This window comes from Chitinophaga tropicalis (assembly GCF_009758205.1).
Classification (GTDB): Bacteria; Bacteroidota; Bacteroidia; order Chitinophagales; family Chitinophagaceae; genus Chitinophaga; species Chitinophaga tropicalis.
Map to the genome: position 1 here is coordinate 562,526 of NZ_WRXN01000001.1, position 21,677 is coordinate 584,202.

Genomic DNA, 21,677 nt, shown 5'->3' on the forward strand with positions numbered 1-21,677 from the left:
TTACGTGAATAAGTACCTTTTTGCCATACTTGCATGCCTGCCGGTCTTCACTTTTGCCCAGGGAGACCCCACTTCTAAAGTGGTGGCAACACTGCCATTCCGGTTGTACGACCGGTACATGGTCATCACCGCCTGCCTCTCCAGCACAACAGACAGCCTGCACTTCATCTTTGATACCGGCGCCGAGGTAACCACCCTCAGTAAAGCAACAGCAGATAAGCTCATGCTGGAAACAAAGAATGACGGTGGCCTTAGCGGAAACGACGCCGTTGTAGTCAGAGTGCCCACCGCCACCATCAACGTACTCTATCTCGACAAGACCCGGCTGCCCTTTGTAAAGGTCTACATAGAGCCCCTCAGGGAATTCCAGAGCGTACCGGTCCCGCTGGATGGCATTATCGGTGTAGATCTCCTGAAAGCATTTGTAGTGAAGATAGACTATGAGAAACAGGAACTAAAACTTTACCGCCAGGGCAAAAGTCCCCTGGATGCCGTAGGGAAAAGACTACCCCTCAGCCTTAACTTCGACACGCCGGCCATAGAAGCAACCATCCGCCTCCCCAGCGGGAAAACACTTGCCAGCCGCTACCATTTCATTACCGGAGGCGAATATGGGATCCTCTTCAACTGGCCCTATATGGAAAAATACCAGTTGATCAGCCAGCTGCCCGTCCTCAGCACAGATAAGGTCCAGGACCTTTACCAGGAATTGACCTATACCAATACCACCATCCCCAATCTCAACATGGGAAACATACGCCTGGACGATGTGGCCGCCAGCTACTGCAAAGAAGTGAACGATGCAGGCTCTATGTCTGAAGTAGCCGGGTCCATTGGCTTCATGGTATGGAGACAGTTCCGGACAATTACTATCAATTACGACGCCAGAGAGGTTTACCTCGAAAGATAACGCCGTATCCTACAGGGAAAATAGACCCGTCCCATTCTGCCATTCTTTTAATAACTTGCAACTTTCATAAAACCGGAAGTATGATCCATTACAATAAATTCACCCTGTCCAACGGATTGCGCGTTATTGTGCACGAGGACCATACCACGCCAATGGCGGTGGTAAACGTGATGTATGACGTAGGCGCACGTGATGAAGACCCGAACAAGACAGGTTTTGCTCACTTATTTGAACACCTGATGTTTGGCGGCTCCGTCAACATCCCGGAATATGACGAACCCTTACAGATGGCCGGAGGCGAAAATAACGCCTACACCACCAGCGATCTTACCAACTACTACATACAACTCCCGGCAGAAAATATAGAGACCGCCTTCTGGCTGGAAAGCGATCGTATGCTTTCCCTCGCCTTCAGCGAAAAGAGCCTGGACGTACAACGTAAAGTAGTTTGTGAAGAGTTCAAAGAACACTATATCAACAAACCTTATGGCGATGTATGGCACAAAATGCGTGACCTTTCCTATTCCGTTCATCCCTATAAATGGATGACCATAGGCAAAGAACTGTCACATATTGAAAACGCCCGCCTGGAAGAAGTAAAGGACTTCTTCTTCAGATATTACCGGCCAGCCAACGCCATCCTCGTAGTAGGAGGTCATGTCACCACCGCCCAGGTAAAGCTGCTGGCAGAAAAATGGTTTGGCGATATCCCTTCCGGACAACGCATCCAGCGCAATCTGCCGGTAGAACCACCACAGGCAGCCGCACACAAACTGGAAGTAAAAGCCAACGTACCGCTGGACGCCCTGTATAAATGTTATCACATGCCTGGCCGTACAGACAAACAATACTATACAACAGACCTGATCTCCGATATCCTCGGCGGAGGCGCGTCCTCCCGCCTTAACCAGGTGCTGGTAAAAGAAAAGAAACTGTTCAGCAACATAGAATGTTATCATTTCGGTACCCTCGATGCCGGCCTGCTCACCATAGAAGGCAAACTGGTAAAAGGTGTGAAAATGAAAGATGCTGAAAAAGCTATCCAGGAAGAACTGGATAAAGTACAGCAGGAAGTGATCCCGGAAAGAGAACTGCAAAAAGTGAAGAACCGCGTGGAAAGCATGCTGGCCTTCGAAGATATGGGACTGCTCAACCGTGCCAACAACCTGGCTTTCTATGAACTGATAGGAGACGCAGAGCTCATGAACACAGAGTTCAGCAACTATGAAGCTGTCACCACAGCAGATATGCACCGGGAAGCCCAGCTGCTGTTCAACGAAAAGAATTCCAATACTATATACTATTACGCCGGATAACACTGCCTTGCAGACTGAATTTCCTTGTAGTAAATAAATACGCAGAAAGATTAATGATAAACCGGAAAATTGCCCCCGAAATAAAAGATGCTGTAGATTTCGATATCACGCTTAAACCATACGAGAAGTTTACGCTGGATAACGGCATCCCCGTTTACGTAGTAAAATCTGATGAGCAGGACACCCTGCAACTGGAACTGGTTTTTCCCGGCGGTAGCTGGTATGAAACGGAAAACCTGGTAGCATCTGCCTCCAATTTCCTCATGAAGAACGGCAGCAGCAAACACTCTGCCCGGGAAATCAACGAGAGCATTGACTACTTTGGCGCACACCTGAACCGTAACTGCCATCATGAAAATGCCACCTACACACTGCACTGCCTTACCAAACATTTCACAGAAATGCTCCCCGTATTGCAGGAAGTGATCATGGATCCCTCTTTCCCGGAAGAAGAATTAGCCATTTTCAGGCAGAACATGAAACAACGCCTCGCCGTAAACCTGCAGAAATGCGACTTCGTGGCCAACAGGCATATAGATAAATACCTGTTCGGCGAGTTTCACCCATACGGCCGCGTAAGCAGCATGGATGCCTATGATGCACTGCAAACAGACACCCTGGCTGCCTTCTACAAACAACATTATACTTACAATAACTGTAAGATATTTATTGCCGGTCATCTGCCGGAAAATCTCATTGCCCTTCTCAACCAGTACTTCGGTACTACCAAATGGAATGGTGAGTCAACCCTCATTAAACCGGAACTGTCCGTTGCTCCTGCAGAAGAGAAGAAGTTCCGCATCTTCAATGATGAGAACGGGGTACAGGGAGCCGTACGCGTAGCACGCCCATTCCCTAACCGCTATCATCCTGATTTTCCGAAAATGCTGGTGCTCAATACCATCTTCGGTGGTTACTTTGGTTCCCGCCTCATGAGCAACATCAGGGAAGAGAAAGGATATACCTACGGTATCTACTCGCAGCTCTATAACTTCAGGCAAACCAGCGCCATCAATATCCAGACAGAAGCCGGAAGGGATGTGTGCGAGGCTACCATCGAAGAGATCTATAAAGAATTGCGTACCCTTCAAAATGAAATTGTTCCCGAAGATGAACTGCACCTGGTGCGTAACTTCATGATAGGTTCCATTCTGGGCGATCTTGACGGCGCATTCCAGATCATTCAGCGCTGGAAAACACTCATTCTCAATGGCGTGGATGAAAATTACTTCTACAATAACATCCGTACCATCAAAACCATCTCTGCCGAAGAATTGCAGGAACTGGCTAAAGAATACTTCACTCCTGAAGATTTCTACGAGCTGGTTGTTATATAAGCTTATTATCACGGTTTGGCCCTATGGGCCAAACCTTCCCTTCATAAAACACTAACCGATACCCCCATCCCTTTTTTTGAGCACTTGTTTTGTATAATATATATTTGATATATATTGCGACCCTAACTGTCGAAATCCTATGAAACATATCTTCTTATCCCTGCCATTGTGCCTATGTCTGAACATTGTTTTTGCACAAACCACTAAAACAACCGTAGATTCTCTCGAAAAACGTTATCAGCAATGCCTGTCTGAAGGTAAGAGCTCTTACAACTGCGCCCTTCAGTATTATGCAGCAATGGATAGCCTGTTAGACGCCGTGTACCGCCAGCTGTACGGCAAACTGGATAACAACCGCCGTGAATTACTGCAGGTATCCCAGGCACAGTGGGTGCAAAAGAAAGATGCTTATTTCAGGGATATTGACCTTCGTGTAGAGAAGAAAAGACCATTGACTCTCTCAGGCCTCGATGACGATATGATAGTTACTGATAATAAGGCTGCGTACCTGAGAACAAGAGTAATTGAACTGCTGGCCAGCACCCGTTCCTGACCACGCAGCCGGCCCGCACTCAAAACAAAATTCCGCCTCTCAAAAAAATTGGGTTCGCCAAAGGCGAACCCAATTTTTTTCTGAAAATACAGCTCAGGTAATTGAAAATGAGCCGACAGGATTATTCGATTAACATAATGTTTTGCTGGAGAATTAAGGATTTTCATCCTCCTTTGTAAACCCTGTTCATGTAGGTTTTTTGAGCAGTTCTTCCGCTCCACGCATAAAAACTCTTTCTAATGATGCGTCGCCCTACGCTTAATCATCCCCCCTCGCGTATCATTAATATTATGCTGCACAATAAACGCTTTCTCATCTATCTTCTCAATTTCATCAATGATCTTATGCACTTCCAATCGCGTCACCACAGTATAAATGATATTGATCTCACTATCCACAGCCCCTCTCTTCCCAAAACCACTTTGCCCTTTAAACACCGTTACTCCCTTACGCAAACTAAGTGTCAGCGTCTTCCTTATCAGCTCACTCTCAGGAGATATTATGGTCAGCGCAATGTATTCCTCAAAACCCTGGATAATATAATCCACTGTCTTTGAAGCCGCCAGGTAAGTAAGTATAGCATATAACGCCGTCTCAACATTGATCAGTACCGCCGCAAACCCGAAAATGACAATGTTGAAATACATGATCACTTCCCCCATAGAAAGCACCGTTTTCCTGTTGATGTAAAGCGCCAGCACCTCCGTACCATCCAGCACAGCACCCCCTCTTACAGATAATCCTATACCTGCCCCAAGAAAAAACCCGCCAAAAATGGCGATCAGCAGTTTATCACTTGTAATAGCCGGTATACTGATAAATACCAGCGCAGCTGCCAGGCCCAGAATAGCGCAGAGCGCCTTTATCGTAAAGCTGAGCGATAGCTGTTTATAAGCCAGTAAAATGAACGGGATATTGATAATGATAAGCAATACGGAGATAGACCAGCCGGTCAACCGGCTTATCAGCAGGGAAATACCTGTCACCCCTCCATCCAGGAAGCCATTGGGTAAAAGAAATCCTTTCAATCCTACTGCTGCCAGCAATACGCCTATTGCTATCAGCACAATGTCCTGTATGTTCTGGACCAGGCTGATACGAGCCCGGGTTTCCCTTGTCTGCATATATTTTATCGGATATTACTACATTCTTTCCTGGTGCCTCAACCATCTCTCCGGGATCTCATTGTTACTGGCAAGCAGGTAATCGTTGTACGCACAAGGTACAAAATCCTTACCCGGAAGTTGCATCCACCATCTGCCAGTTTTCTTGCTCTTGAGGAACACAGTGTCAATATCTGCACATACAATGTTAAACTCCCAAAATGCGTCCCTGTCCTGCAAAATAGCTTCTTTGTTCTTCACAGAACAGCCATCCATAAAATACCACAGCATCTGTGCTATCTGTCTTGCCGTAAGAAGGTCCCTGTCTTTTTCCGGGCGGTACCCATAAATACCAAAGGTGCTGAGTCTTCCGCTCATCCCCGCATAGCGTGACAGCGCGCAGGCTTCATCGCCTCCCAGCCCGTTAGGGGAGAGAGTATTGGCAGGAGCGTCGTTATGTTTGATGATATTGATATCCAGGCTCAGAAGGTCGGTATTGCGCAGCACAGGTTCTATCTCTTCCAGGTTCTCTCTCACCTTACCCAGGCGGTAGCAGTCAAAGCGAAGTTTATCCAGCGTTTCCAGCATACGTGGATGCACATAATAGCTCTGGAAACCAAGATGATTGTAATGGCGGATGTAATTGGGCTGTTCTGTCAGCATATCCATCAGGAAGCTGTCTGCCGGGATAGAAGATTCTTCTTTCAGGTCTATCAGTGCATCTGCTACAGTCGCTTCTATCACATATTTCTGTGAAGCATATGCCTTGTATTGTGCGTAGGTCAGATCATGTGATCCGCCCAGGATGATAATCGTTTTGTTGGAGTTGATAAGTTCTGCCAGCACCGTTCTTAATGCAGCATAGGTATCTGCCAGTTTCACACCTCTTCTCAGGTTACCCACATCGGCTATACGAACATCTTTATGCCAGTAATATAAACTGTAAAATTCCTTGCGCACAATATCTGCAGCATCTCCGCCTTTCTTTCCGGGACCATATCCACGGTCTTCTCCCACGCCCAGTAAGATAATATCAGCTATATCAAGGTTCGGCGTATAACCTTCCTCATACAGGTCTGCAATGCTACCAATCTGGTATTCATCATATTCCTCGTCATCATTCAGGCCGGATCTGGAAATAGGAAGTAAATAATCATGCAGGAGCGTAAAGTCTGCCATCTCAACAATATTTGTTTGCCGGCAAACCTACGAATCAATTGCGAAATATGATCTTCCGCAGTGGAATGAAATACGGATTAATATTTCTGTTATACAAATAACGTGGCGTCAGTATCAGATTACTCCGTTTTAATGGCACCGGTTATAGCATGACCAAAATAGTTGGCCACGATCAGTTGGCGATATTGTTCACTGTTAGTTCTTATGTACGATGAATTCAAAAGCCTTATGCTCTTTCCTGGCAAATGCTCTTTGCAGAATTGTCAGTTTGCTGGTAATACGGTTTTTATTACAATCAGCAACCTCCATTACGTTACATAGGTACTCCATGGTCTCTACCATAGTCAGCATATCGCTTATCTGCTTTACTGCATGCTGGATCTGCTGTTCGTTATAACGATCCTCATGCAGCAAAATCAATAAATCCCTCTCTACCTGTTTCATTATAAAAAATTGAGTAAATCCCTAAAATTAGGTTCAATGGTGTTTTCTTATAGGAGTGTAAGCGATTTGGCGTGCTCAACAAGATGGATGTTACAAGCTTTTCAGTGGGACTTCCTCAGTTAAAAAATTGAACTACAAATCAATGCATACGTTTCTTATTCATAGTAGGGCATCCGCAGTCGTTCTTTTTCAACATCTTACATCCCTGCCCAATTATACTCAGGCTACTGCAAAGAAAAAAGATAATCAGCCATTTTCGATTAATCATACGATAGTTTTATTCTTTCGATTGTAATGCCAGTCTGCAACAGAGTTTACCTTTTCTTAACAGTGCGCATTTCTAAATTAAGCTAAATTCGTAAAAATTTCAAATATTTGTCCACAAAATCTACGCGCAAAACAATTCTGGTAGTACCGCTCGACTGGGGACTAGGGCACGCTACCCGCGACATCCCGCTTATCCATGAATTATTAAACGCAGGTTGCAACGTAGTTATTGCTGCTGAGGGCAAACACGCCGCCCTTTTGCAACAGGAATTCCCGCAACTGACCATTCTGCCGCTCCCCGGGTACAGGATCCAGTATGCACAAAAAGGCTGGCTCTTTGGCTGGAAGATCATCCAGCAGATCCCCAAGATCATAAAAACTATAAAATATGAGCAGCGCTGGCTGCAAAAGGTAGTGGAAGAACATCATATAGATGCTGTGATATCAGACAATCGCTTCGGCCTGTATCACAAAACCGTCCCTACAGTATTCATATCCCATCAGCTTCTGATCAAAACACCTTTCGGCGGCATCATAGAAAAATGCCTGCAACATCTTAACTATAGCTATATCCGCAAATACAATGCCTGTTGGATACCAGACTATGCTGACGCCAATAACCTGTCCGGCATTCTGGCCCACCCGGCTAAACTGCCACCCGTCAAAACCACTTACCTGGGCTGTCTTAGCCGCTTTGAGAACCAGCCAGGCATATCCCGCCAGTACGATCTGCTGGTACTCATTTCCGGACCGGAGCCACAACGTTCCAACCTGGAGAAAATGGTACTTGAACAGGTAAGGGAAATGCCTATCAGCGCACTGATAGTAAGCGGTAAACCCGGTACCCCGGAAAAACAACAGATCACACCCCGCATCCTGCAGGTGAACCACCTCAACGCAAAAGAGCTGAATGAAGCCATGCTGGCCTCCGGTATGGTGTTGAGCCGCTCAGGTTATACCACCCTGATGGACCTCGTAAAACTGAATAAAAGGGCCATCCTGATCCCCACACCGGGACAGTCAGAACAGGAATATCTCGGAAAGTTCCTGATGAAAAAAGGGTATTTCTACAACGTCTCACAACATGTCTTCGATCTGAAAGAAGCCCTGGCAGCCGTTCAGGCGTTTCCTTTCAAATCCTTTGAACATGAAAAAGATATGGAACAGTATAAAACTGTGGTGAGAGAGTTCGTACAATCGCTGAATTAATTTTTTAGCCGGCCTCAAAAAAGAGGTTTCGCCAAAGTCGAAACCTCTTTTTTGAGCAACAATCTATTTCCCCGCCGCTGCTTCCAACCCCTCCACCGTCTTCTTATCACTTCCTATAAAGATCTGCTTCCCCACTATCGCCACCGGCCGCTTCAAAAACGAATACTCCTGCAATATCAGATCATGATAATCCTTCTCTGTCAACTCCTTCTCATGCAATCCCATAGGTCGGTACTTCTGCGAACGCCTGCTGAAAAGCGCCTCATAACTCCCCGCCAGCTTATGCATTTCCTCCAGCTGCTGCGGAGTAATCTTCTCCGTTTTAATATCCTGCAGAACAAACCCCTTTTCCTTCGCCCCGGTAGATTCAAGTATCCGCTTACAGGTACTACACGTTGACAGATGATATATTTTTTTCATGTTGATGTTCTTTGCACGCAAATATCCGCCCGCTCTTATCAACTGCCAAATTCATTACTTCCCCAATCCCCGGCTGGCCCTCCGGGTCAGCCTGATCCTAATAAAAAAACTCAACCCGATACATACCACAGACAAGTTATTTCGCAATTCATAACTACATTTGACAGATGCAAAAGAAATTGTTTTTACTGGATGCAATGGCGCTCATCTATCGCGCCTATTATGCCCTGATCAGGAACCCACGTCTTACCAGCACCGGAAAGAACACAAACGCTCAGTTTGGGTTTACCTCCACGCTGCTGGACCTTATCAATAAAGAAAAACCCACCCATATGGCGGTGGCATTCGATACACATGCCCCCACCGAAAGGCATACCACTTTTACCGATTACAAAGCCAACCGTATGGATGCCCCCGAAGACATCCTCGACTCGCTGGACGATATCAAACGCATCATCACCGGCTTCAACATTCCCGTAGTGGAACTGGACGGTTATGAAGCTGACGACGTAATAGGCACCCTGGCATGGCAGGCGGCCGATGCAGGCTACACCGTATACATGGTCACTCCGGATAAAGACTACGGACAACTGGTAAGAGACAACGTATTCATCTACCGGCCTCCCTACATGGGCAACAAAGAAGAGATCATGGGGCCCAATGAAGTCTGCGCCAAATGGCAGATCTCCGGCGTACACCAGGTAATAGACATCCTCGGCCTCATGGGAGATGCAGTAGATAACATTCCCGGCATTCCCGGAGTAGGAGAGAAAACCGCCATGAAACTGCTGGCCCAGTACGGCTCCCTCGAAAACATACTGGAAAACGCAGATACCATTGGCGGGAAAATGGGGGAAAAGATCAAAGCCGGCGCAGAAAGCGCTATCCTCTCCAAACAACTGGCTACCATCATCACCAGCGTACCGGTAACTTTCCATGAGGAAGACTTCTGCATCAAAGAACCCAACAAAGAAAAACTCTCCGAAATATTCACAGAACTGGAATTTAAAACCCTGGGCAAACGCATCCTGGGAGATAACTTCGCAAACGCTTCTGTAGAAAATGCCACTCCCCCCAAAGGACAGCTGGACCTCTTCGGCAACGAAATAGAAGGCGTAACACCACCGCCATCTGCAGAAATTGAAGCGACTCCCGTAAGCATCCTCATTGCAGAAAAGAACATCAACAACACTCCACATACCTACCTCCTGGCAGAAACGCCTGAAAAAAGAGCAGAACTGTTAACACTTCTGCTGCAGCAACAGGAAATCTCCTTCGATACTGAAACCACCGGCACTGATGCCAACAGCGTAGACCTGGTAGGTATGAGCTTTTCCTTTAAACCCGGCGAAGCCTGGTATGTGCCCGTTCCGCCGGAAAGAGCCGCCGCACAGCAGATCGTAGATCAATTCCGCCCCCTGTTCGATACCACACATATCGTCTTTATCGGGCAGAACGTCAAGTATGATATGATAGTCCTGAAATGGTACGGAGTAGATATCAAAGGCCCCGTGTTCGATACCATGCTGGCCCATTATCTCATAGAGCCCGAAGGCCGCCGCAGCATGGACCTGCTCAGCGCTCAGTACCTCCAGTACGAACCGGTATCCATAGAAACACTGATCGGCAAAAAAGGGAAAGGCCAGGGTAACATGCGCGATGTGGAACTGGAAAAGATCAAAGACTACGCCGCAGAAGACGCAGATATTACACTGCAGCTGAAAGAAAAATTCGCCCCCCTGCTGCCCCTGAAAAAAGTAGAAAAAGTATTTTATGAAGTGGAAAACCCACTGGTAAAAGTACTTACAGATATGGAATACGAAGGCATCGCCCTGGATATCCAGGCCCTGTCAGACTACTCCCGGGAACTGGAAACTGAAATAAAAAGAGCAGAGGAAAGCGTATATACACAAGCCGGCGTACGTTTCAACCTGGCTTCCCCCAAACAGCTGGGAGAAGTGCTCTTCGAAAAACTTCTGCTGGACCCCAAAGCCAAAAAGACCCGCACCGGCCAGTATGCCACCGGCGAAGACGTGTTACAGAAACTTTCCAACAAACACCAGATAGTTGAAGATATCCTCGTGTTCCGCGAGCTGAGTAAGCTGAAATCTACTTATGTAGATGCCCTCCCGCTCATGCTGAACAAACGCACCAACCGCGTACACACCTCCTACAACCAGGCAGTAGCTGTAACCGGCCGTCTCAGCTCCAACAATCCTAACCTCCAGAACATTCCCATCCGCACAGACAGAGGCCGCGAGGTAAGGAAAGCTTTTGTGGCAAGGAATGAAGAATTCACCCTGCTTTCGGCCGACTATTCACAAATAGAGCTCCGCATTATTGCCGCCATCAGTGAAGACAAACACATGATGGAAGCATTTCAGAGCGGACTGGATATTCACACCGCTACAGCAGCCAAAGTATATGGGGTAGATATTGCCGACGTTACTTCAGACATGCGCCGCAACGCCAAAAGTGTCAACTTCGGTATCATTTATGGAGTAAGCGCATTCGGTCTTTCAGAAAACCTGGGCATCGCCAGGGGAGAAGCCAAAACACTGATAGACAATTACTTTGCTCAATATCCATCCATTAAGGAATACATGGACAAACAAGTACAGTTTGCACAGCAGAACGGTTATGTTGAAACCATCCTGGGCCGCAAACGCTGGCTGAAAGACATCAACTCTTCCAACGCCGTGGTAAGAGGCTATGCTGAAAGGAACGCCATCAACATGCCTATCCAGGGTACCGCTGCAGATATGATCAAACTTGCCATGATCTCTATCCACAAAAAACTGCAACAGGAAAACCTTCGCTCCCGCATGATCCTGCAGGTACATGACGAGCTTGTGTTTGATGTACATAAAGATGAGATAGAACTGATCAAACCTCTCATACAGGAAGGCATGCGCAACGCCTTACCCCTGTCCGTTCCTGTCGATGTTGAAATTGGTACCGGCATCAACTGGCTGGAGGCCCATTGATTTTTTTACATATTCTTATACAGATCGCTTTCGTCAATCCGGCGAAAGCGATTTTTTTTTACGGCCCCTTTCCCTCATAATAAATCCTCATTGCAGCGCCATTGCACCTTATCAATAATTCAGGTACTTCCCCTATTGCATTTTCCAAAACCCTTTACTAGCTTTCGGCCATGATCCTGACCTCCCGTCTACAACTCTTATCTTGTACCCTGCAATATTTCGAAGCGTTGCTGCAGGGCAAGGATGTACTGGGCGAATTGCTGGACATAGATATTCCTGAAGAATGGACAGAATACCCCGAAATTATCCTGGTTGCGTACGATAAACTGCGTAATGACCCCTCCATGTTAGGCTGGTTCTTTTACCTCGTTGTCCACCAGGAAGATAAACGCCTCATTGGCGCTGGCGGCTTTAAAGGCCGGCCGGACAATAACGGGACTGTGGAAATAGGATATGAAATAACGCCCGCATACCGGGATCAGGGCTATGGCACAGAACTCACCCAGGCGCTGGTACGTTTTGCATTCAATCATTCCTACGTCCAGAAAGTAATAGCACATACAGAAGAAGAATATAATGCCGCCGTAAAAGTACTGCAGAAATCAGGTATGCACTTCGTCGGCGAAGCCCCGGAACAACTCTGGCGCTGGGAAATAACCCGGGCGCAATATCAATGGCCGCAGGATTAATGAAAACCCCGGCCTGCAATCTATTGTAAGCCCCATTCATCAATCTTTGTTCCTTAAAAATGACGGCTTTAACTTAGCTTAGCTCCCTTATTATAAATCAAAAGCAAAACACCATTACAATGAAGACATGGGCTTTATGCCTGGCCGCTTTATATTCCACAGCGGCCATAGCGCAAAACACAAACAAAGAAGGGAGTAATTACCAGTTTACAGTTGTGAAGAACCTGGACGCAGGAGATGTTGAAAACCAGGGTCGTACCGGTACCTGCTGGTCATTCTCCGGCCTTTCCTTCTTCCAGGCGGAAGCCCTCCGTAACGGTAAAGGAAAAGATGTCAACCTGAGTGAAATGTACGTAGTAAGGAAAATGTATCCCCTGAAAGCTGCCAACTACGTACGCATGCACGGAAAAGCCAACTTTGGCGAAGGCGGTGGCTTCCCTGACGATCTGCTCTGTCTCCGCGAATACGGCCTGGTACCTCAGAGCATATACGACGGCAACCGCGTAAAAACCTACAACCACGCAGAAATGCTGGGATTAATGGAAGGTATGGTGAAAAAGACCGGCGATGCAACAGGCACCATCAACCCCAGCTGGACCAAAGCACTGGATGGCGTCCTGGATGCCTACATGGGCGCTGCTCCTGAAAAATTCGAGTATAACGGTAAAACATATACCCCCCAGTCCTTCGCTAAAGAACTGGGCCTGAACGCAGATGATTATGTGCTGGTAACCTCCTTCACACACCATCCTTACTACCAGCAGTTCGTATTGGAAGTACCGGACAACTGGAACTGGGACAAAGTATATAACGTTCCCCTGAACGACCTCACCGCCATCACAGAAAACGCTATCCAGAACGGATACACCGTTGCCTGGGCTTCCGACGTGAGCGAGAAAGGCTTCAACTTTGCACAGGGACTGGCTATCACCCCCGACTGGGAAAGCCTCACTCCCGAACAACAACAAAAAGCATTCACCGACCCGGTAAAAGAACTGACCATCACTCCTGAACTTCGCCAGAAAGCATTTGACAACTACGAGACCCAGGACGATCACGGTATGCTTATCGTTGGTATGTCCAAAGACCAGAACGGTAAAGTGTTCTTCCGCGTAAAAAATTCATGGGGCACAGGCAATCCTGATAAGGGTTATTTCTACGCTTCAGAACCCTTCTTTGCTTATAAGACCACTAGCATCATGCTGAATAAAAAAGCAATCCCTGCCGATATCGCAAAGAAAATGGGCATCAAATAATATTAAATTAACTGATCCATAAAAAGAGGGGGTATCAACGTCTGATACCCCCTTTTTTATATACAAAACTATCTCTTTTTAAAAACATGACCTTGTCAACAAATTAATTTGACAACGTCAACATAATTCATCTTATTTCAATCCTGCAGCTCATTCCAACCTCTTCTCACCACTTTCCCTCTATTCGCTGCGCCTCCTGGTAACTTCCCAATCTCACCTTCACCGGCAGCTGCGTTTTCTTCTCCCAAACCCACTCCTGTTTACAGAAAAATCCAAAATGTTGCTGATAGTAATCGTTGGCATTAACCGGCCTTTTCACCGAAGGTTGTAAAGCCCTCTCCAAAGCACCATAAAAAGGTATATTAACCGGCTCAATCTCACGCTGATCTTGCATAAGAACACTTTTACCTGACTTAGTCAACGGATACAAAAACACCTTATCCTGCGCCTTCAGGACACTCAATCCGGCAGTCAGAAATAAAACAGTAAGTAACATCTTCCTCCACATATGCCAAAATGTTAATTTTATACCAGTTCTTCCCAGCTCCCTATCCCTTCCCTGATCAGCTCAGGCACATCTCCCGTACAATCCACCACCGTAGAAAACGCCATTCCCCCAATCCCACCATCCACTACAATATCTACGATCTTCCCAAATTTTTCATGGATGATCTCCGGGTCAGTATACTCTTCCACATACTGCTCTATAGGTAGCGAAGTACTCATCACAGGGTTACCCAGCTCTTTCACTATAGCCCGGCATATATTATTATCCGGCACACGTATCCCCACCGTATCTTTCTTCGCCTTCAGCATCTTAGGCACCTGCCGGCTGGCAGGCAGAATAAACGTATACGGCCCCGGCAATGCCTTCTTCAGCATTCTGAAAGTAGGCGTGTCCACACTCTTGGCATAATCTGACAAATGACTGAGGTCGTAACAGATAAACGAGAACTGAGCTTTGGCAGGATTGATCTGCTTGATCCGGCAGATCCGTTCTACAGCCTTATGCTGAAAGATGTCACACCCCATACCATATACCGTATCAGTAGGGTAGATGATCACTCCGCCATCTTTCAAACACTCCACTATCGTCTTTAAGTGCCTTGGATTAGGATTATCCGGATGTAAGGTTAAAAGCATATACACAAATTTACGAAATAGGAAAACAGTAACCCTCCTTACCATCGTGGCATTAAATAATCTTATTATCTTTCCGCCCGATTTACAAAACCTACCAGATGAACACTAAAGGAATTGTTCCGAGAACGTGGAGAAGGCTGAAGAAAATCACTCTTATTCTGTTTATCGCTCAATTTGTATACATCATAATTTTACGCTGGGTCAATCCTCCCATAACTATGACAATGGTCTCAAAATGGTTTGGCTTATGGGGTACGGATAAGCAATTCCATAAAACATGGGTAAGTTATGACGAGATCTCACAACACGCCAAACTCGCTGTACTTGCCAGCGAAGACCAGCTGTTCCCGGATCACAATGGCTTCGACTTCAAGTCTATAGAGAAAGCCATGAAGCATAATCAGAAGAGCAAAAAAATACACGGAGCAAGCACCATCAGCCAGCAGGTAGCAAAGAACGTGTTTCTCTGGCAGGGTAGAAGCTGGTTCCGTAAAGGCCTGGAAGTCTATTTCACTTTCATGATAGAGAAAATATGGGGCAAACAGCGTATCCTCGAAGTATACCTGAACGTCGCAGAAATGGGGGATGGCATATTCGGGATCGAAGCCGCCTCCCGGCAGTATTATCATAAAAGCGCCGCCAGCCTGAACCGGGAACAGGCCGCTATGATCGCTGCATGCCTTCCTAACCCGGTAAAATATACCGTAAACCCTCCGGCACGCATCACCTCTTACCGGCAACGGAAGATCCTCACACAAATGCGCTTCATTGCACCGGATCCTGATATAGCAGAATTAGTAACCAGCAAATAAAAGGGTGGCCAATGGCCACCCTTTATAATTTAAGTAGTTTATCCACAGCTTCCGTTGCCCGTTGCAACCGCTCTTCATAACTCCCTCTTATATCCACCCACGGTACTCCCGAATTAACCACAATATCCTTATACACCTGGTAAAAATACTCCCTCATGGTAGGATCAGGATGTTCTCTCTGCGGATCTTCCTCCCACGGAATATCAATATACGTTAACAGGTAAAGATCATATCTGCGCATGGCTATCATCTCCAGGATACGCGGATCACAATCCCCATACTTATGCTCACTCCACACCTTGATCACATGAAGGTCCGTATCACATACCAGCACCCCATTCGCTAAAGCAGCCCGCTCTTCCTCCAGCCCCAGCTGCCCCTCCGCCATTACCAGCAGGTCCTGCTGCTCATAAGGCCGGGACAGCTCATCCAGGTATTGCCTGGCATACTCCGGTACCCACATGGTCTGATAATGTCCCGCCAGCCGCTCACTCAACGTACTCTTCCCGGTCGATTCCGGCCCTATAACTACAACTTTTAACATGCTACTTTTTTATTTTCTTCCCAGATCTTCTTCCAGCTGAAATACCCCATCACAGCAACAACAAACAGGAAGATGGTCAGCACCGCCGTTGGCAGCAGGCGTTTATGGAATAACAGCGGAATAGCTACAAGGTTAGAAATATTCAGCACAATCCAGTTCTCTATCTTACGTTTTGCCAGCAACCACATTCCACTGCAGGCAGTAGCAGAAACAAACCCATCTATCACAGGAACATCAGAATTGGAAAAATTGCTCAGCAGGTAATAAAACGCACCCCATCCCACCAACGCTATCAATACAGCAGTTCCCCACTCTTTACGCGTAGCCCATTCCACCGGAGGAACCGGATGCGCCGCATCCTTCTTAGCCCAATGGTACCATCCATATACACTCATGATAAAATAGTAAGCATTCAGCGTAGCCTCCGCATATAGTTTAAACTGCTCCCTGGACAACAGGTATGTATATATCCCCGTACTTATCAACCCCGTCGGGTACAGCCAGATGCTGTTCTGCTTACTGCATATCACGCTGATAGCCCCGAACAATGCTGCTATTATTTCCGGCCAGCTCATGGCATGAATACCTTCCAACAGGCCCCGGTAGAAAACTTCAAAATTCATGTGACAAAGATATATTCATTACTTTTCTCCTATCAGGCAACCGGAAACATTCCAGGCACTGAAACTTGTCCCTTCCCTTTTACCCAGCGGTATCGCTACTTTAAAGGTATGTACGCCAGGGGTAAGGTCCGGCAGAGGAATGCTGACTGGCCCGGTTACAGAGCCCGGGCACCAGTTAGACCTGCTCAGGTCTGACGATGAAAGACCATTGCCAAAATTGCCGGAAGCCGGGTTCAGCAAACGGAAGTTCCCACAGTCCGTACGCCACGGAATAAAATGATATACCCTCTTACCATCAACAAAGATCTCGTTCAGCTTAGGATTGAACTCATCTCCGCCGCCCCAGCCGCCATGACCGGTTGAAATATATCTCAATTGCAGGTTCTTCACCCCCTCAGGTATATTGACCGTAACAGTGAGAGAATCATTATCGAACATCGTCCCATATTCCTGCTGCGCCATTTCCATCAGGTTGGTGGTGTTGAAAACCGGCATCAGCCAGTTGGCGGCTTTCTTCTGCTCCTCCCTGCTGTCGCCGGGATAATATTTTAACCGCAGGCTTACCTTATGACCGCCACCATCATAGTTACCTATAAATACGCCCAGCCATACTTCTCCCTCCAGCCGGGGCAGCAGTTCTGTAATATCCTGGCGGAAAACAGCAGAATCAGCCCAGTTATACCCCTTGATCTTCACCTGCTCATTATACTTATGCACACCAAACGGTGTAAAGAACCGCATCAGCTCCAACGTTGGCAGATAATCATCTGTTGATATCACCCCCTGGTATTTCTCTTTATATACCGGCAACGCCTTCACACCGTCCCTCAACCCGTTCAGGAAAGATATTTTCTTATCCTGCGGCACCATAAACACCGATCCGGTACGATCATAAGCATCTCCATTGGAATATTGCGTCAGCTCTGCAAACAGTGTAGTGCCGGGCTTCACTGCAGGCAGCTTTACCTTCTTCAGGATAACGGTCCCTGCCGCATAATGATAGGTAACATTCTCCTGGTCTGCCGGCGGATTGGAAATTGCATTGCCAAAACTCAGCTGCTCTCCGTTAAATACCGGCAGGGTAGTATACCTGCTTTCAATGATCTGCTGCATGTAAGCGGCATCATCTACCAGCTGTCCTTTATTAGCCGGCCATTGCAGGTCTGCATCAGTCACATCCTGCATGGAGATATTGGTAGCGAAAGTTTCTGAATTGCCGTTGCGCATGATCTTCAGCACCAGTCCCAGCCCCGGTACAACACTCAGCGTAGGTGTACCCTTCAGTGCCAGGGCATCAGTATACCATACTTCAATGGTATTGGAGCGGATAATAACCTTCGCTTTTTTACACGGATAGCCCAGAATAGTATCTGTGCCTGGTAACAGCTCCGGTTTCTCGTAAGACGAGAACGCTTTCTTAAGCGTAAATGTATTACCAGCTTCAGTGGTCATCACCTGGTAGGTGGCTTTTTCTTTCATGTCCAGGAACTGCCGCTCTTTCTGCTGAGTGTTCCCCAGCGGCTGCAGCCTTGCTTTGTTGCCCTGTACGATCATCTTCACACCGGCTCCCGGTATTTCCTTCCCGTTATAGCGGACCCCATAGGTTATAACCGCCCCCTTTTTTGTTTGTGCCTGTACTGCTGCCGTTGCCAGCAGGGCCATGATCATCATCGCTTTTCTCATAAGTATAGCATCGGTTTAAGGGGCTAAAGATATACTATGGACAATAAAAAAGCACAGTCTGAAGACTGCGCTCTTTTTTAACACTATCATTCTCTCAACTATGGCTTATTCTGTTTCTGCCACTACTTCCTTCACCTCAGGGATCATACGCTTCATCATGCCTTCAATACCAGCTTTCAGCGTGATCATGGAAGAAGGGCAACCTGAACAGGACCCCTGCAGCATCAGTGTCACAGTACCTTCGTTGTAATCTTTAAATTGAATGGCGCCACCATCCATCTCTACTGCAGGCTTCACGTAATTTTCAAGTAATTCTTTAATACGCTTTACCACGTCAGTGTCATCTGCACTCACCTCGTTTCCGCCCACCGCGCTTACCACAATTTCTTCTTCGTTGATAACAGGACGGTTATCTTCAAGGTATTCTTTCAGGAAAGCTTTTATAGTAGGAATAATATCGTTCCAGTCTGTGTCCGGAGTTTTTGTCAGCGTAATGAAATTAGCCATCACAAAAACACCCCTGATAAACGGAAAGCTGAACAGCTCCACAGCCAGAGGAGACGGCTTTGCGCTCGCTTCATCCGGAAAATCAATATGCTTGCCAGGATACAACAGCTTGTTAGCTACAAACTTCATTGTCTCCGGGTTAGGCGTCATTTCCGTATATATGCTGATAATGGGATTTCCTGTTTTAATCATGGTATTCTAAACTTTTGATGGAACAAAGGTAGCAACTTTCAGGCATATTGAAAGAGGAAACAAACCCTTTTGCCTATTGAATTTTACAATAGCCATATAGAGAAACCAAAAATATGTATTAGACATAATCCTATATATTACCTTTACGCCGTTAATGTAATAGAATTTCCAGTTATGCCTTCTTCCAGAACACTCCCTGCCAGGAAAAGAATTGCGCTCGTTGCGCATGACCACAAAAAGTCTGAGCTCATTGAATGGGCCAGTTATAACAAGGCCGTGCTTTCAAGGCATGAGCTGTACGCAACCGGTACCACCGGCAAGCTCATCGAAGAATGCCTGGATGTTCCGGTAAGAAAACTGCTCAGCGGTCCGCTGGGAGGTGATCAGCAGATAGGATCACTGATCGCTGAAGGAAAGATAGATGTGGTGATCTTCTTCTGGGACCCCATGGAAGCCCTCCCGCACGATCCGGATATTAAAGCGCTGCTGCGTCTCTGCGTGGTCTGGAATATTCCCGTAGCCAGCAACCGCACCTCTGCAGATTTCCTGCTCACTTCGCCACTGATGCACCAGGATTACGCCGCCAGTTTACCAGATTATTCCCAATATTTAAGCAGGAAAGTATAACCATCTTTTTTAGCCGGTCGCAGGCAATCTTCAAAAACTGCTTCCCTGCCCGGCTCAAAGATCTGACAATACGCTATTAATTTTTCTGCCGGCCACAGGCCCAAAAATCCTCCGTTCAAAAAATTGCCTTCGCCAAAGGCGAAGGCAATTTTTTGAGCAATCCCCTCTCCCCATTTCATAAAAAAAATGAACCGGCACCGTTTCTGCTACATACCTGCTATGAAATTATCAGCGATGGTTTTGTTATTTTCGCAACTTTTCAGGTCTTAACGTATGATCAGATTCATTTCAGGAGTTGCGCTGTTACTAACGGGCATCATCTTCAGCCAGCAGGTAAAAGCACAGCTTCCCCCAAAAAGGGAATTCCGTGCGGTCTGGATAGCCACTGTGGAAAACATCGACTGGCCCTCACGCAGAGGCTTGCCCGTTCAACAGCAGCAACAGGAGTTTATCAATATTCTCGACAATCAGCAACGCAACGGGCTCAACGCCGTGATCGTACAGGTCAGGCCCGCCGCAGATGCTTTCTATAATTCTCCTTACGAGCCCTGGTCAGAATACCTGACCGGTACTCAGGGACAAGTGCCTCAACCATATTATGACCCACTGACGTTCATGATAGAAGAAGCGCATAAACGCGGCATGGAACTGCATGCCTGGTTCAACCCCTATCGCGCCGTTTTCAACGCCAGCCGTAATAATGTCGCGCCTACTCACATCTCCCGGTTGTATCCTCAATGGTTCCTCACATTCGATAATAAAAAATACTTTGACCCCGGATTGCCGGAAGTCCGCGAATACGTAACCCGCGTCATCCGCGATGTTGTTCGTCGTTACGATATAGATGCCGTTCACTTTGACGACTACTTCTATCCTTACCCCGTACCCGGCAAAGAGTTCCCCGACGGCAACTCCTACCGCCGCTATGGCAACGGCATGTCGCGCGATGACTGGCGCCGCTGGAATGTAGACACCATCATCCAGATGGTAGGCAAAGCTATCAAGGAAGAAAAACCCTGGGTAAAATTCGGGGTCAGTCCTTTCGGCATCTGGCGACACAAAGAAAAAGATCCGGAAGGCTCCTATACCCGCGGCGGAGCACTCACCAACTACGACGATCTCTATGCAGATGTATTGAAATGGTTGAAAAAAGGCTGGATAGATTATGTTGCTCCACAGCTCTACTGGGAGAGAGGCCACCGCGCGGCCGACTATGAACTGCTGCTCAACTGGTGGGCCCAGCACGGCTACGGCCGTCATGTCTATATCGGGCACGGAGTATACCGTATCCGCAGCAATGCCGCCTGGAGCAATCCGGCAGAGCTGCCCATCCAGATCACGGAAGCCCGCACGCTCAATACCATACAGGGCGATGTTTATTACAGCGCCAAATCCTTTAACGGCAATCCCCTGGGTATAGAAGACAGCCTGCGTAATCACTTCTACCGGTATCCTGCGCTCATCCCGCTGATGCCCTGGATCAGGTCCGACGCTCCGTTCCCTCCGTATTTTATAGATGCCTTTGAACGTGCTGATGGCCTGCATCTTTACTGGGCTGACGATGATACCTCTCACCGCACCACCCGCTATGTACTGTACCGGTTTAAAGCAGGAGAGGCCATCAACCTGACAGACCCTACCAGGATACTGACCACCCTGCCACAAATGCCCGACCCGCAGTTTATTGACAGGACCTATATAAAAGGTGTTCTTTATACATATGTCGTCACTGCCCTGAACCGCTTACAGGTAGAAAGCCGGGCCAGCGATCCTCTTTATATGAGAGTATTACAAAATAAACCGGTGTTCATCTTTGACCCGGAATAACCTCAGGGAGGGCTTACTTCCTTGGCCGGCCGCAGGCCTCCTCCTCAAA

The 21,677-nt window shown here is 47.2% G+C and carries 22 protein-coding genes; 11 read left to right on the forward strand and 11 right to left on the reverse strand.

Annotation, left to right across the window (positions count from 1 at the left end; genetic code table 11):
* The first annotated feature begins 4 nt into the window (after positions 1–4).
* The 4 genes from GO493_RS02390 to GO493_RS02405 all read left to right on the forward strand — a co-directional run bounded on the left by GO493_RS02390 (position 5) and on the right by GO493_RS02405 (position 4,116).
* Complete coding sequence (locus GO493_RS02390) at positions 5–910, forward strand: retroviral-like aspartic protease family protein (RefSeq protein ID WP_157304481.1); 906 nt, start codon at positions 5–7, stop codon at positions 908–910.
* 80 nt (positions 911–990) lie between these two features.
* Positions 991–2,226, forward strand: coding sequence for a M16 family metallopeptidase (locus GO493_RS02395; protein ID WP_157304483.1), 1,236 nt, complete (start codon positions 991–993; stop codon positions 2,224–2,226).
* A 53-nt stretch (positions 2,227–2,279) separates the two neighbouring features.
* Positions 2,280–3,563, forward strand: coding sequence for a M16 family metallopeptidase (locus tag GO493_RS02400; protein WP_157304484.1), 1,284 nt, complete (start codon positions 2,280–2,282; stop codon positions 3,561–3,563).
* A gap of 139 nt (positions 3,564–3,702) precedes the next feature.
* Positions 3,703–4,116, forward strand: a complete 414-nt coding sequence (locus GO493_RS02405) for a lysozyme inhibitor LprI family protein (protein WP_157304486.1) — start codon at positions 3,703–3,705, stop codon at positions 4,114–4,116.
* A 236-nt stretch (positions 4,117–4,352) separates the two neighbouring features.
* Here the strand turns inward: GO493_RS02405 and GO493_RS02410 are convergent, their stop codons facing one another.
* From GO493_RS02410 to GO493_RS02420, 3 genes are all read right to left on the reverse strand, one after another.
* A complete protein-coding gene (locus GO493_RS02410) occupies positions 4,353–5,240 on the reverse strand; it encodes a YitT family protein (RefSeq protein ID WP_157304488.1) in 888 nt (295 codons plus the stop codon).
* 18 nt (positions 5,241–5,258) lie between these two features.
* Complete coding sequence (locus tag GO493_RS02415) at positions 5,259–6,398, reverse strand: formimidoylglutamase (protein ID WP_157304489.1); 1,140 nt, start codon at positions 6,396–6,398, stop codon at positions 5,259–5,261.
* Between the two features lie 195 nt (positions 6,399–6,593).
* Positions 6,594–6,842: a hypothetical protein gene (locus tag GO493_RS02420; protein ID WP_157304491.1), complete on the reverse strand. Its 249-nt coding sequence runs from the start codon at positions 6,840–6,842 to the stop codon at positions 6,594–6,596.
* A 375-nt stretch (positions 6,843–7,217) separates the two neighbouring features.
* Here GO493_RS02420 and GO493_RS02425 point away from each other — a divergent pair, with 375 nt between their 5' ends.
* Positions 7,218–8,318, forward strand: a complete 1,101-nt coding sequence (locus GO493_RS02425) for a glycosyltransferase (RefSeq protein WP_157304493.1) — start codon at positions 7,218–7,220, stop codon at positions 8,316–8,318.
* 63 nt (positions 8,319–8,381) lie between these two features.
* On the opposite strand, the gene GO493_RS02430 is transcribed toward GO493_RS02425, so the two are convergent.
* Positions 8,382–8,738, reverse strand: a complete 357-nt coding sequence (locus tag GO493_RS02430) for an arsenate reductase family protein (RefSeq protein ID WP_157304495.1) — start codon at positions 8,736–8,738, stop codon at positions 8,382–8,384.
* 167 nt (positions 8,739–8,905) lie between these two features.
* Between GO493_RS02430 and polA the strand changes: the two genes are divergently transcribed.
* From polA to GO493_RS02445, 3 genes are all read left to right on the forward strand, one after another.
* A complete protein-coding gene (gene polA / locus GO493_RS02435; RefSeq protein ID WP_157304496.1) occupies positions 8,906–11,725 on the forward strand; it encodes a DNA polymerase I in 2,820 nt (939 codons plus the stop codon).
* A 170-nt stretch (positions 11,726–11,895) separates the two neighbouring features.
* On the forward strand, positions 11,896–12,414 hold the full coding sequence (locus GO493_RS02440) for a GNAT family N-acetyltransferase (protein WP_157304497.1): 519 nt from the start codon (positions 11,896–11,898) through the stop codon (positions 12,412–12,414).
* A gap of 119 nt (positions 12,415–12,533) precedes the next feature.
* On the forward strand, positions 12,534–13,670 hold the full coding sequence (locus GO493_RS02445) for a C1 family peptidase (protein WP_157304499.1): 1,137 nt from the start codon (positions 12,534–12,536) through the stop codon (positions 13,668–13,670).
* A 166-nt stretch (positions 13,671–13,836) separates the two neighbouring features.
* Here the strand turns inward: GO493_RS02445 and GO493_RS02450 are convergent, their stop codons facing one another.
* Together GO493_RS02450 and GO493_RS02455 are read right to left on the reverse strand one after the other, a co-directional pair.
* On the reverse strand, positions 13,837–14,064 hold the full coding sequence (locus GO493_RS02450; protein ID WP_157304500.1) for a hypothetical protein: 228 nt from the start codon (positions 14,062–14,064) through the stop codon (positions 13,837–13,839).
* A gap of 131 nt (positions 14,065–14,195) precedes the next feature.
* Positions 14,196–14,813, reverse strand: a complete 618-nt coding sequence (locus GO493_RS02455; RefSeq protein ID WP_157304501.1) for an L-threonylcarbamoyladenylate synthase — start codon at positions 14,811–14,813, stop codon at positions 14,196–14,198.
* A 98-nt stretch (positions 14,814–14,911) separates the two neighbouring features.
* Between GO493_RS02455 and mtgA the strand changes: the two genes are divergently transcribed.
* Complete coding sequence (gene mtgA / locus GO493_RS02460) at positions 14,912–15,625, forward strand: monofunctional biosynthetic peptidoglycan transglycosylase (protein WP_157304503.1); 714 nt, start codon at positions 14,912–14,914, stop codon at positions 15,623–15,625.
* A gap of 22 nt (positions 15,626–15,647) precedes the next feature.
* Here the strand turns inward: mtgA and GO493_RS02465 are convergent, their stop codons facing one another.
* From GO493_RS02465 to GO493_RS02480, 4 genes are all read right to left on the reverse strand, one after another.
* On the reverse strand, positions 15,648–16,169 hold the full coding sequence (locus GO493_RS02465; RefSeq protein WP_157304505.1) for an AAA family ATPase: 522 nt from the start codon (positions 16,167–16,169) through the stop codon (positions 15,648–15,650).
* Entirely contained in the window at positions 16,163–16,792 is a 630-nt protein-coding gene (gene pnuC / locus GO493_RS02470; RefSeq protein ID WP_157304507.1) for a nicotinamide riboside transporter PnuC, read from the reverse strand. Before pnuC ends, GO493_RS02465 begins: the two co-directional genes overlap by 7 nt.
* Before the next feature lie 18 nt (positions 16,793–16,810).
* Complete coding sequence (locus GO493_RS02475) at positions 16,811–18,475, reverse strand: PNGase F N-terminal domain-containing protein (RefSeq protein ID WP_232538720.1); 1,665 nt, start codon at positions 18,473–18,475, stop codon at positions 16,811–16,813.
* Between the two features lie 105 nt (positions 18,476–18,580).
* Positions 18,581–19,174, reverse strand: coding sequence for a NifU family protein (locus GO493_RS02480; RefSeq protein WP_157304509.1), 594 nt, complete (start codon positions 19,172–19,174; stop codon positions 18,581–18,583).
* Positions 19,175–19,348: 174 nt separating this feature from the next.
* Between GO493_RS02480 and GO493_RS02485 the strand changes: the two genes are divergently transcribed.
* Positions 19,349–19,801, forward strand: a complete 453-nt coding sequence (locus tag GO493_RS02485) for a methylglyoxal synthase (protein WP_157304511.1) — start codon at positions 19,349–19,351, stop codon at positions 19,799–19,801.
* On the opposite strand, the gene GO493_RS02490 is transcribed toward GO493_RS02485, so the two are convergent.
* Complete coding sequence (locus tag GO493_RS02490) at positions 19,771–19,980, reverse strand: hypothetical protein (protein WP_157304512.1); 210 nt, start codon at positions 19,978–19,980, stop codon at positions 19,771–19,773. The two genes, GO493_RS02485 and GO493_RS02490, sit on opposite strands and share 31 nt — an antisense overlap.
* A 94-nt stretch (positions 19,981–20,074) precedes the next feature.
* Between GO493_RS02490 and GO493_RS02495 the strand changes: the two genes are divergently transcribed.
* Complete coding sequence (locus GO493_RS02495; RefSeq protein ID WP_157304514.1) at positions 20,075–21,628, forward strand: glycoside hydrolase family 10 protein; 1,554 nt, start codon at positions 20,075–20,077, stop codon at positions 21,626–21,628.
* Positions 21,629–21,677: the final 49 nt, after the last annotated feature.

Excerpts from the sequence above, each read along its gene's own strand:
- GO493_RS02395 (WP_157304483.1), top strand. The coding sequence starts at position 991 with ATGATCCATTACAATAAATTCACCCTGTCCAACGGATTGCGCGTTATT.
- GO493_RS02400 (WP_157304484.1), top strand. The coding sequence starts at position 2,280 with ATGATAAACCGGAAAATTGCCCCCGAAATAAAAGATGCTGTAGATTTC.
- GO493_RS02405 (WP_157304486.1), top strand. The coding sequence starts at position 3,703 with ATGAAACATATCTTCTTATCCCTGCCATTGTGCCTATGTCTGAACATT.
- GO493_RS02410 (WP_157304488.1), bottom strand. The coding sequence starts at position 5,240 with ATGCAGACAAGGGAAACCCGGGCTCGTATCAGCCTGGTCCAGAACATA.
- GO493_RS02415 (WP_157304489.1), bottom strand. The coding sequence starts at position 6,398 with ATGGCAGACTTTACGCTCCTGCATGATTATTTACTTCCTATTTCCAGA.
- GO493_RS02420 (WP_157304491.1), bottom strand. The coding sequence starts at position 6,842 with ATGAAACAGGTAGAGAGGGATTTATTGATTTTGCTGCATGAGGATCGT.
- GO493_RS02430 (WP_157304495.1), bottom strand. The coding sequence starts at position 8,738 with ATGAAAAAAATATATCATCTGTCAACGTGTAGTACCTGTAAGCGGATA.
- polA (WP_157304496.1), top strand. The coding sequence starts at position 8,906 with ATGCAAAAGAAATTGTTTTTACTGGATGCAATGGCGCTCATCTATCGC.
- GO493_RS02440 (WP_157304497.1), top strand. The coding sequence starts at position 11,896 with ATGATCCTGACCTCCCGTCTACAACTCTTATCTTGTACCCTGCAATAT.
- GO493_RS02445 (WP_157304499.1), top strand. The coding sequence starts at position 12,534 with ATGAAGACATGGGCTTTATGCCTGGCCGCTTTATATTCCACAGCGGCC.
- GO493_RS02450 (WP_157304500.1), bottom strand. The coding sequence starts at position 14,064 with ATGCAAGATCAGCGTGAGATTGAGCCGGTTAATATACCTTTTTATGGT.
- GO493_RS02455 (WP_157304501.1), bottom strand. The coding sequence starts at position 14,813 with ATGCTTTTAACCTTACATCCGGATAATCCTAATCCAAGGCACTTAAAG.
- mtgA (WP_157304503.1), top strand. The coding sequence starts at position 14,912 with ATGAACACTAAAGGAATTGTTCCGAGAACGTGGAGAAGGCTGAAGAAA.
- GO493_RS02465 (WP_157304505.1), bottom strand. The coding sequence starts at position 16,169 with ATGTTAAAAGTTGTAGTTATAGGGCCGGAATCGACCGGGAAGAGTACG.
- pnuC (WP_157304507.1), bottom strand. The coding sequence starts at position 16,792 with ATGAATTTTGAAGTTTTCTACCGGGGCCTGTTGGAAGGTATTCATGCC.
- GO493_RS02475 (WP_232538720.1), bottom strand. The coding sequence starts at position 18,475 with ATGAGAAAAGCGATGATGATCATGGCCCTGCTGGCAACGGCAGCAGTA.
- GO493_RS02480 (WP_157304509.1), bottom strand. The coding sequence starts at position 19,174 with ATGATTAAAACAGGAAATCCCATTATCAGCATATATACGGAAATGACG.
- GO493_RS02485 (WP_157304511.1), top strand. The coding sequence starts at position 19,349 with ATGCCTTCTTCCAGAACACTCCCTGCCAGGAAAAGAATTGCGCTCGTT.
- GO493_RS02490 (WP_157304512.1), bottom strand. The coding sequence starts at position 19,980 with ATGAAATGGGGAGAGGGGATTGCTCAAAAAATTGCCTTCGCCTTTGGC.
- GO493_RS02495 (WP_157304514.1), top strand. The coding sequence starts at position 20,075 with ATGATCAGATTCATTTCAGGAGTTGCGCTGTTACTAACGGGCATCATC.